The sequence below is a fragment of the Lysinibacillus sp. G1-3 genome (genome assembly GCF_056322905.1).
In genome coordinates, this window is sequence record NZ_JBWHYQ010000034.1 from 18,818 (window position 1) to 28,372 (window position 9,555).

9 protein-coding genes, 1 tRNA gene and 1 other RNA gene are annotated in these 9,555 nt (G+C 37.9%); 7 read left to right on the top strand and 4 right to left on the bottom strand.

Annotated elements, in window-relative coordinates; genetic code table 11:
- Positions 1 to 29 precede the first annotated feature (29 nt).
- On the top strand, positions 30 to 650 hold the full coding sequence (locus ACVYAD_RS24425; protein ID WP_476428207.1) for an RraA family protein: 621 nt from the start codon (positions 30 to 32) through the stop codon (positions 648 to 650).
- Between the two features lie 47 nt (positions 651 to 697).
- On the opposite strand, the gene ACVYAD_RS24430 is transcribed toward ACVYAD_RS24425, so the two are convergent.
- The 4 genes from ACVYAD_RS24430 to ACVYAD_RS24445 all read right to left on the bottom strand — a co-directional run bounded on the left by ACVYAD_RS24430 (position 698) and on the right by ACVYAD_RS24445 (position 4,727).
- Positions 698 to 1,972: a cation:dicarboxylate symporter family transporter gene (locus ACVYAD_RS24430; protein ID WP_079564075.1), complete on the bottom strand. Its 1,275-nt coding sequence runs from the start codon at positions 1,970 to 1,972 to the stop codon at positions 698 to 700.
- 90 nt (positions 1,973 to 2,062) lie between these two features.
- Positions 2,063 to 2,941 carry a response regulator gene (locus ACVYAD_RS24435; RefSeq protein ID WP_349662210.1) on the bottom strand — a complete coding sequence of 293 codons (879 nt, stop codon included), beginning with the start codon at positions 2,939 to 2,941 and terminating at the stop codon, positions 2,063 to 2,065.
- A complete protein-coding gene (locus ACVYAD_RS24440) occupies positions 2,942 to 4,204 on the bottom strand; it encodes an ATP-binding protein (protein ID WP_349662209.1) in 1,263 nt (420 codons plus the stop codon).
- 430 nt (positions 4,205 to 4,634) lie between these two features.
- Positions 4,635 to 4,727, bottom strand: a tRNA-Ser gene (locus ACVYAD_RS24445).
- A gap of 540 nt (positions 4,728 to 5,267) precedes the next feature.
- Here ACVYAD_RS24445 and ffs point away from each other — a divergent pair.
- The 6 genes from ffs to ACVYAD_RS24475 all read left to right on the top strand — a co-directional run bounded on the left by ffs (position 5,268) and on the right by ACVYAD_RS24475 (position 9,277).
- Positions 5,268 to 5,535: signal recognition particle sRNA large type (gene ffs / locus ACVYAD_RS24450), an RNA gene on the top strand.
- A 315-nt stretch (positions 5,536 to 5,850) separates the two neighbouring features.
- The gene (gene dnaX / locus ACVYAD_RS24455; protein ID WP_476428208.1) at positions 5,851 to 7,638 is read left to right on the top strand and encodes a DNA polymerase III subunit gamma/tau; all 1,788 of its coding nucleotides are present in this window, start codon (positions 5,851 to 5,853) and stop codon (positions 7,636 to 7,638) included.
- A 21-nt stretch (positions 7,639 to 7,659) separates the two neighbouring features.
- Complete coding sequence (locus ACVYAD_RS24460; RefSeq protein ID WP_476428209.1) at positions 7,660 to 7,974, top strand: YbaB/EbfC family nucleoid-associated protein; 315 nt, start codon at positions 7,660 to 7,662, stop codon at positions 7,972 to 7,974.
- Between the two features lie 11 nt (positions 7,975 to 7,985).
- Positions 7,986 to 8,582 (top strand): recombination mediator RecR, encoded by a 597-nt coding sequence (recR, locus tag ACVYAD_RS24465; protein ID WP_349662207.1) that lies wholly within the window; start codon positions 7,986 to 7,988, stop codon positions 8,580 to 8,582.
- Positions 8,583 to 8,595: 13 nt separating this feature from the next.
- Positions 8,596 to 8,811: a YaaL family protein gene (locus tag ACVYAD_RS24470; RefSeq protein WP_349662206.1), complete on the top strand. Its 216-nt coding sequence runs from the start codon at positions 8,596 to 8,598 to the stop codon at positions 8,809 to 8,811.
- A 193-nt stretch (positions 8,812 to 9,004) separates the two neighbouring features.
- Positions 9,005 to 9,277: a pro-sigmaK processing inhibitor BofA family protein gene (locus tag ACVYAD_RS24475; RefSeq protein WP_349662205.1), complete on the top strand. Its 273-nt coding sequence runs from the start codon at positions 9,005 to 9,007 to the stop codon at positions 9,275 to 9,277.
- Positions 9,278 to 9,555: the final 278 nt, after the last annotated feature.

Genomic DNA, 9,555 nt, shown 5'->3' on the forward strand with positions numbered 1-9,555 from the left:
TTTCATAAATCATAATAGGGGTGTTATGGATGACAAAGGTAGAAGTAAGTTTTAAGCATTTGCCAACGACTGCAGTTTCAGATGCGACAGGGGGACATACGAATTTACGTAGTGCTATTAAACCGTTAGCAGATCATTATAAAATTGCTGGCCGTGCGGTAACAGTGCGTTTACCAGATGGCGAAAATGGTGCAGTATTAGAAGCAATCCGAGCTGCTAAAGAGGGAGATATATTAGTAATCGATGCGAAAGGGAATACCAATCGTGCAGTTGCCGGTGATTTTGTTCTTTCGTTGGCGAAAGGTATTGGTGTACAGGGCCTTGTCGTTGATGGTGTTATTCGTGATATCGCAGCAATTCGCGAGCTGGACTTTCCTGTGTTTTCAATTGGCACAACGGTAGCAGCTGGCTATAAAAATGGTGGTGGGGAAGTAAATGTTCCTATTGCTATTGGGGGCGTTTCTGTTCGTCCTGGTGATTATATTATTGGGGATGTGGACGGTGTCGTTGTCGTGCCACAGGAAGATGCAGAGCGTATTATTGCAGCTGCTGAGGTAAAGATTGAAAAAGATGAAATACGCGCACAAGAGGCGCATACAAATGGAAAAGAATCTATTATTGCTTATTTAGATAAAGTTCTAACAAAATAAAAAAAACCTCACGATGCCATCCGTACATCGTGAGGTTTTTTTGATCTTTATGCTAAATTTTCATTTTCTTTAAAGTAATTTTTCATTTTGTCTGTATCGAAACGGCCTTCCCATTTCGCCATAACTAATGACGCAAGTGAGTTACCAATTACGTTAACGACTGTACGTCCCATATCAAGAATACGGTCGATACCTGCGATGAATGCTAAACCTTCAACTGGAATGCCGACAGTACCTAGAGTTGCTAGAAGTACAACGAAGGATACCCCTGGAACACCTGCAATCCCTTTAGATGTAACCATTAATACAAGCATTAACGTAATTTGCTCACCAATGCTTAGGTTAATACCGTACATTTGAGCGATAAATAATGCAGCAATAGCTTGGTACAATGTAGAACCATCTAAGTTAAAGGAGTAACCGGTTGGAATAACAAAGGATACGATATCCTTTGGAGCACCTAGTTTCTCCATTTTCATCATAACTCGTGGTAACACAGCCTCAGAACTTGCCGTTGAGAACGCTAAAATTAGCTCATCTTTTAGTACCTTAATTAAGAAGAAAATATTGATACCCGTGAATTTTGCCACAAGACCAAGAACGACAAAGATAAAGAATAGCATTGTTGCATAAACAAGTATAGCAAGTTTGCCAAGTGGTATTAGTGAAGCGAATCCATATTTGGAAACGGTTACACCAATTAAACCAAATACCCCAAGTGGAGCGAATTTCATTACGAGGTTCGTTACCCAGAACATAGCATCTGCTACCCCTTGGAAGAAGTCTAATACTGGTTTACCTCGATCGCCAACGGCAGCTACCCCTAAACCAAAAATAACTGAGAAGAAGATGATAGCAAGCATATCGCCTTCACCCATTGACTGAATGATATTTGTTGGTACAATGCCTACAATAATATCAAATGGTCCTTCATGCTGTACTTCTTCTGTAGTAGCAACGTATTTCGAAATATCTCCTTGAGAAAGTTCGTTCATGTTTAGACCTGCGCCTGGTTGGAACAAGTTTGCAGATAGTAAACCAACTACAATTGCTACTGTTGTAATAACTTCAAAGTAAATAAGTGATTTACCACCTAATCGTCCGAGCTGTTTCATATCTCCAGTTCCGGCAACACCAACGATTAATGTTGAAATAATAATCGGTACAACAATCATTTTAATTAGATGAAGGAAAATATCACCTAAAGGTTGTAAATATGTTTCAATTTTGGGGTTTCCGTAAAAGATACCGCCAACAATAATCCCTAAAATCAAACCAACTAAAATTTGAGTGGCTAAACTGATTCTAAATTTCTTCTTCAAAACTTTAGTACCCCCTAATATTAAGTTTTTAGGACTTGCCTTATTTTAATAATACGGAGGACTTATGGAATCCGACAAAATCCGAGAAAATTAATTTACTTTTGTTAAAATGTCTGAATATAACACCTGAATAAACTTCTTAATATTAACTTTTGCTTTACGATTTTCGTGATCTTCTATCTGAGTCATAAGCTGACGAATTTCTTTAAAGTCAAAGTATCGAGGTGCATAATATTCAAATTCCGAGTTCGTATAATCTACGACACCTAAATTGGCGAGATTTATCATCGCTGCTAATATAGTACGGCGCACACGCTGTTCAATGGCTTTACTTTCCTTCAAAATTTCATCTGGTGTAGCCTTTGTGACAGCTGCAATTTCCTCATAAAGCTCCTTTAATGGAGGTAGTGGTGCAATTTTGTGCTGATGAGCAAGCAATGTTTCGATGATAGCTATAATATCTTCGCTTCCGATTTCACCAACGATACCCATATCATTTAAGATAGATTGAATATGATCACGTGACGTTGCTTTATGATTTATTTGTTCACTTAGATCAATATTTGTAAGTGATTGGCGAATTATAAGTAATGAGTTTTTTAGACGAAATTGTTCAGTTGTTTTACGTAAAACATTTTCAACCTCAATACGGTTTATTGGCTTATGAATAAAGAAATCAATACCTTGCTCATAGGCCTCACCTACCATCTCCTTATTCACTACCTGAGAAATCATAACAAATTGTCCCTCAAAACGATTTTGAATAAGTTGCTCGACTGTTGCTATTCCATCAAGCTTAGGCATAAGCAAATCAATCAGTACAAACTCTGGCTGTGTCATTAAAATTTGTGGAATAGCGTCCTCACCATTGCGTGCTTCACCAATTACTGTACCTAAACCACTATCTTCAATAATTTGTTTTAACATGACCCGACTTGCTCGATCATCATCTACAATAAAATACCTCATTTAAGTCTCTCCTGTTTGAATAGTTTGCGTAGGAATTTTAATTTTAAACATCGTGTTTTGATTGTTTGAATCAACGGATATTGAACCATTTAATTTATTTACTAATTCAACAACGTGTGAAAGCCCAATACCTGTTGCTGCGACACCGTCTACATTGTATTTTGTAGTGTATCCAGGTTCAAAAATAATAGAGAGATTACTGTGTGGAATTCCCTTCCCATTATCACATACTGTGATTACAGTATCATCCTGTTGCTGCTGAATGGCAATAGAAATGATACCTTGATTCTCGATTGCTTCAATAGCATTGGCTGTTAAATTATTCAAAAGCGCAAGCAAAGCAATATGTTCTTTCGTTTGAAAATCGATATCAATATTTAGTATAAACTCAATTTCTTTCTTTAAAAATTCTGCGTATTTACTGTTGCCATCTTCGATAAAATGTAATAATTCTGATAATCTGAGTGAGTCAAAGCTCTTGTCACCAACAATTTTAGAAATACCTGCATAAATGCGTTGTGAATCCTTCTTTACTTCATGAATTTCCTGGGCAATATGGAGTGCCTGTAAACTTTCCGCACGATAGCCTAGTGATTTTAATTGTCGATATAAATCAAATCCACTAGCTGTAATTGCTTCTATATGGTTCATAGATTTTTTTAAATAAAGTGTCTCAACATATAAATCTGAGCCGATTGTAAGCATTTCCTGAACCCGTTTTTTTTGCTCAGCAATTAAAATGGAACTATAAATACCAACAACAAAAAAGCTACGTAATAAAGCAACTGCTAAAAGTATAAGTAAATCAGGGAGGAGTAAAAAAGTATAAGAATTTATAATAAAGTGAAATAGTTGTTCCACTAAATTACTGAATACTTCACTAAACGCAACTAGTAATCCAAGCAATAGTGGTTTTTCTCTATATTGATGAATACTTAGAATTTGTAGGCATACTGCGAACGATATATAAAATGTAGCAGCGGGTAAATGTATTAGTAAACTATCGACTAATGGAACATCATGTAAAGAGTAATTAATGATAACTCGGAAAATGGTTGTTACGATGCTTGTAGTAAATCCAGCCAAAATGATTGGTGTAGGTCTAAGTAAAGTGCATAAAAAGAAAATGATGCTTCCTAATCCGAAACGAAAAGTTGTATTCGAGAAAGGCATTATTTTAATCTCACTACCGACAGCAGTTAACAGTGCAATTGTGAAAATCCAAGTGAGGGAAGCACGATATATGTAAAATTTCGAATGCATAAAAAATCCTCCCAATATTAACAGAGCAGTATAGCAAAGAAAAGAAATGCTAAAGAACTCGTTTGCGTGTTAGAAATAAAAGTAATTGTACCACTACTTTTGACGTTGTGTTTGCCAGAATGCGACTTTGAGATGAAAGGGGTATAGATATTTAACTTCTTTCAGAGGGTGTCCAAACATCCGCTGAGATAGAGGAACTTGTTCTAAGAACGCCACGTCCTGTGACATTTCCGAAATGACCGACATCTTGTCGGACCTAAGTACAAAGCCGATTGTGGACGCAATTATGCTGAGGCATAATGAATCGGTTATAAAATCGTAATTTACAATAAAAAATACCACACCCTAAGCGGAAGTGGCATCTAATAAGTGTTACATATAATTTTTAGGCAAAAAAAAACGGCTACATTCGTAGTCGGAATTTTAAAACTGGAGGAGGTAGAGGGATTCGAACCCCCGCGCGGTGTTACCCGCCTGTCGGTTTTCAAGACCGATCCCTTCAGCCAGACTTGGGTATACCTCCATGTTGTTCTGTTGCGTTGTCTCATCGACAAAAATAAATTTATCATATTTTAAAATTCTCGTCAACAGTTTTTTTGATTTTTTTTAACTTATTTCAGCGGGTGTCCAAACACCCGCTGAAATAGAGGAACTTAGTCTAAGAACGCCACGTCCTGTGGCAATTTATCTGTGACCAACATCATGCTGTGTCGCTGACGCTGCGCTTTCGCGCGAAAAACATCTGTTGGCTGAAAGCCTCCGACGGATGTCTCGGGTTCGGAAAGGAGTTCAATATAGGATGTTAGCCTAAAATCATCGCACCCATGCGATAACGGCTAACTGATCGGCATCGGTAAAAACGCCACGTCCTGTGGCATTACCGAAATGACCGGCATCGTGTCGGCCCTCACGCAGACCTAAGCACAAAGCCGATTCTGGACGCAATTATGCCGAGGCATAATTGATTAATAATTTCTTTTTTACAGTACTGATAGAATATTCCACACAAATATTATGCGTATTAAGTTGCAATTTATGAAAACAGTCAGTATACTAGTTATTGCCGTGCTAGGTGGGAAGGTAGCGGTGTCCTGTAACTCGCAATCCGCTCTAGCGAGACTGAATTCCTTTTTCGAGGCTGTCCGTATTGTTTGGTCTGCCTTTTGCACGTAGTGTTGACGATTGGGTCCTGCGCAATGGATACCCATGAACCATGTCAGGTCCGGAAGGAAGCAGCATTAAGTGGTCTTATTCATGTGCCGCGGGGTTGCCTAATCTGAGCTAACGACAAGAGTAACGCTTATGTGCGGCTGTCGAAGAAAGGTGCACGGCATTAAATTGCCAATTCAAACGCATCCGTCCAAAAGGCGGATGCGTTTTTTTATTATTTTCACAAGTTGTTTTTACTATTCATTAGATTCTTTAGACGGAGGGGCAGTTTCCAGAACGTTTAAAGAAGCTACAAACTGTACAAGGCGACGGGTAGGATGGGTACATAAGAAATGCATCAGCCTCCTTTATAAGTAGATCTGGTGAAAAAACAATCGTCCTGAATTTTTAGAAAAACGATGACACTATTTTATAAATAATGAAGCAAATGCTATAATAGAACTATTCTATATAATGAAGAAGAGGAGAGGAAACCATTGACGTATCAAGCATTTTATCGTGTGTATCGACCACAATCATTTAGAGAAATGTCTGGTCAAGCACATGTCAAAAGAACGCTACAAAATGCTCTCCTAGCAAATAAAACAACGCATGCTTATTTATTTTCTGGCCCACGTGGTACCGGGAAAACGAGCACAGCTAAAATTTTTGCAAAGGCTTTAAATTGTGAGCAGGCACCATCAAATGAGCCTTGTAACGAATGTGCTACTTGTTTGAGTATTACAGATGGTTCTCATCCAGATGTTATTGAATTTGATGCTGCGTCTAATTCACGCGTTGAAGAAATACGTGACATCATTGAGAAAGTTCGATTTGCTCCTGCTAGTAGCAGATATAAAGTGTATATCATTGATGAAGTGCATATGCTTTCTACCAGTGCTTTCAATGCACTTTTAAAGACATTAGAAGAACCACCTTCTCATGCTGTATTTATTTTAGCGACGACAGAGCCCCATAAATTGCCTGCAACGATCATTTCACGTTGTCAGCGCTTTGATTTTAAGCGTCTTTCAACCAATGATATTATTGAGCGCATGAAAGTTGTATTAGAGGATATTGAGTTACCATTTGAGGAACAAGGTTTAAAGGTAATCGCACAATCAGCAGCTGGTGGTATGCGTGATGCTTTAAGTTTATTAGATCAGGTTGTATCTTTCAGCGGGGAAATGTTGAAGCTAGAGGACACATTGCTTGTAACAGGTTCTATTAGTCAGGAAGTTTTCTATGAATTAGCAGAAGCTCTAAAAGTAAAAGATGTCGCACAAATGCTTGCGTTATTAGAGCAGCTTATTGCGGATGGGAAAGATCCACTTCGTCTTTCAGAGGACCTGATTACATTTTTCCGTGACTTATTATTACTGCAAACGAGTGAGGATTTGGCTGAATTATTAGAGCTAGTATCACCAGAGGAGCGAGTATTTACATTAGCGCATGATTTTGCACCCGATCTGCTATATGGCTACATTGATATTTTGGCGAAAACACAGCAAGAAATGCGGTTCTCCCACCATACAAAGATTTACTTGGAAACAGCGTTACTTAAAATGGTGCAATTTTCGGGAGGGGCAGTTGGTCAAACTACTGCTTCAGGTGAGGTAGCTATGAGTCCTGAGCTCGCTCAAAAAATTGTGGCACTTGAGCAGATGGTGCAACAACTATCAGCCCAATTGCAAACAGGTGCTTCTGTGCAAGCGACGCAAACGCCAAAAGAGCAACGTCCACGAGCAAAAAATCCAAATGGCTATAAAGCACCGACGGGTCGTATTCAAGAGGTGCTAAAGGATGCTACAAAGCAAGATGTGCAACGTATCAAATCAGTTTGGGCGCAGGCATTAAACCAAATGCAAAAATCTCAATCAGCTCTTTTAGCAGAGGCTGAACCTGTTGCGGCATCTTCAAGTGCTTTTGTGTTAAAATTCAAGTATGATATTCATTGTCAAATGGTTGCTGATAATCAAGCCCTAAAAGCTCAATTTACACAATTAATTGCAGGGCAAACAGGTACTATGTATGAGATGCTTTGTACACCTGATGATGCTTGGTTAAAATTACGTGAAGAGTTTATTCGTGATCATGGCTTACAGCAGCAGAAAAAGTCTCAGGATGAGAATGATCCTGAAGTAGAGTTATTAGAGCCGCCACCTGCAGAAATGCCGGATGGGCCATTTATCGACGATGCTCAACCACTTGCGTCACAAGATCCACTTGTGACGGAAGCAGAAAAGCTGTTTGGTAAAGATTTTATTGAAATTGTTGAAGACTAATCATTTAGGAGGAATATGTTTATGCGTGGAATGGGAAATATGCAAGGTATGATGAAAAAAATGCAAAAGATGCAAAAAGAAATGATGGAGGCTCAAGAGGCTTTAAATGCAGAGCAATTTGAAGGCGCAGCTGGTGGCGGTATGGTAAAAGTAAGTGTAACTGGTCAACGTGAAATCGTAGAAGTAAGTCTTGATCCATCAGTTGTAGATCCAGATGATATCGAAATGCTACAAGATTTAATCGTTGTTGCTGCAAATGAAGCGCTGAAAAAAGTAGATGAAAAAACGAATGCAACAATGGGGAAATTCACTCAGGGCATGAACCTTCCGTTCTAGGAGGTAAATAAATGTACTATCCAGAACCAATATCGAAACTGATTGATAGTTTTATGAAATTGCCAGGTATCGGGCCGAAAACCGCGGCCCGTCTGGCGTTTTTTGTATTAACAATGAAAGAGGATGACGTTCTATCCTTTTCAAAGTCATTAATTGATGCTAAACGAAATTTAAGCTACTGCTCCGTATGTGGCAACATAACTGATGTAGATCCATGCCATATTTGTACCGACAAACAACGAAATCATTCTATTATTTGTGTTGTTCAAGATACAAAAGATGTGATTGCAATGGAGAAAATGCGTGATTTCAATGGTATGTATCACGTATTACAGGGAGCTATTTCACCTATGGATGGTGTTGGTCCAGAGGATATTAATGTCGCTTCCCTGCTAGTTCGTTTGCAAGATGAGACTGTTCAGGAACTTATTTTAGCCACGAATTCGACTATTGAAGGCGAGGCAACAGCTATGTATATTTCTCGTCTAGTGAAGCCATCTGGTATTCGAACAACAAGAATCGCTCATGGTCTACCAGTAGGTGGGGATTTAGAATATGCAGATGAAGTAACGTTATCGAAGGCAATGGAAGGTCGCCGAGAATTGTGAGTGAGGGATTAATATGTTCTTCCGCAGTAAGGGAAAATTAAAAAAAGAATTCGATGACAAGCTTGTGAGTCTTATAAAAGAAACAAAAGAGGATTTACAGCAAGCGAAGATAATTGAAGAACTAATAGATGATTATGATTTAGAAGCAATTGTTCAACGAAAAGTAGCGGAGAGTATACATTTTTATTTATTCAAGGAAGCTAGAATTCGGAGAGTATTAATTAAATAATAGTTTTTTAAAATTTCAGCGGGTGTCCAAACATCCGCTGAAATGCGTTAATGGTAACGGAATCGGAAATCAGTAAATGTTTTCTGTAGCGAAAGCAAAGAGACAGCTATAATTTTTCCGAGTCATAATTGATATTCATAGAAGCAAAATAGGAAACATAAACTTTCATAATTATATTTAAGGGGGAAACCATATGTCGTGGTTAGTAATTATGAGTGTTGGTGTGCCTATAGTGCTTCTTTTTCTTTATATAATAATAAGACATGCCAAGATGGGTAAAATATTAGAAGGAATGTCTGTGTTTTGGTTTAGATTTGCTTTTGCCTTTCTACTATTATTTATTATTCACTTAGGTATAGGATATGCAGGCTATGAAGTGCCAATTAATCTATTCTCAGTGTTCACTATTGCAATATTAGGTATTCCGGGTGTACTAGGAATAACTGCGTTAATCTTTTTTTTATAAAACACTTGCAAATAAAAAATATTGTGGTATAGTAATAAGAGTCGTTAAGATAACGGTTGTTAAACAAATGAATTTTAAATTAAATAATTTAGTTGTTGACATCGAGTTCGAGACGTGATATTATATAAGAGTTGCTGTTGGAGAAATGGTGACGAAATGAACCTTGAAAACTGAACAAGCAAAACGTAATCAATAAAGTTTTTAGTAACTAACCTTGAGTTGGTGAACGAAACAAAATTTTGGACATCAAACATGATGCCAGCAAAACAATTTGAGCT

What these genes read in the sequence shown, in the direction of transcription:
- recR (WP_349662207.1), top strand. Translation starts at nt 7,986, where the DNA reads ATGTACTATCCAGAACCAATATCGAAACTGATTGATAGTTTTATGAAA.
- ACVYAD_RS24460 (WP_476428209.1), top strand. Translation starts at nt 7,660, where the DNA reads ATGCGTGGAATGGGAAATATGCAAGGTATGATGAAAAAAATGCAAAAG.
- ACVYAD_RS24440 (WP_349662209.1), bottom strand. Translation starts at nt 4,204, where the DNA reads ATGCATTCGAAATTTTACATATATCGTGCTTCCCTCACTTGGATTTTC.
- ACVYAD_RS24470 (WP_349662206.1), top strand. Translation starts at nt 8,596, where the DNA reads ATGTTCTTCCGCAGTAAGGGAAAATTAAAAAAAGAATTCGATGACAAG.
- ACVYAD_RS24425 (WP_476428207.1), top strand. Translation starts at nt 30, where the DNA reads ATGACAAAGGTAGAAGTAAGTTTTAAGCATTTGCCAACGACTGCAGTT.
- ACVYAD_RS24475 (WP_349662205.1), top strand. Translation starts at nt 9,005, where the DNA reads ATGTCGTGGTTAGTAATTATGAGTGTTGGTGTGCCTATAGTGCTTCTT.
- ACVYAD_RS24435 (WP_349662210.1), bottom strand. Translation starts at nt 2,941, where the DNA reads ATGAGGTATTTTATTGTAGATGATGATCGAGCAAGTCGGGTCATGTTA.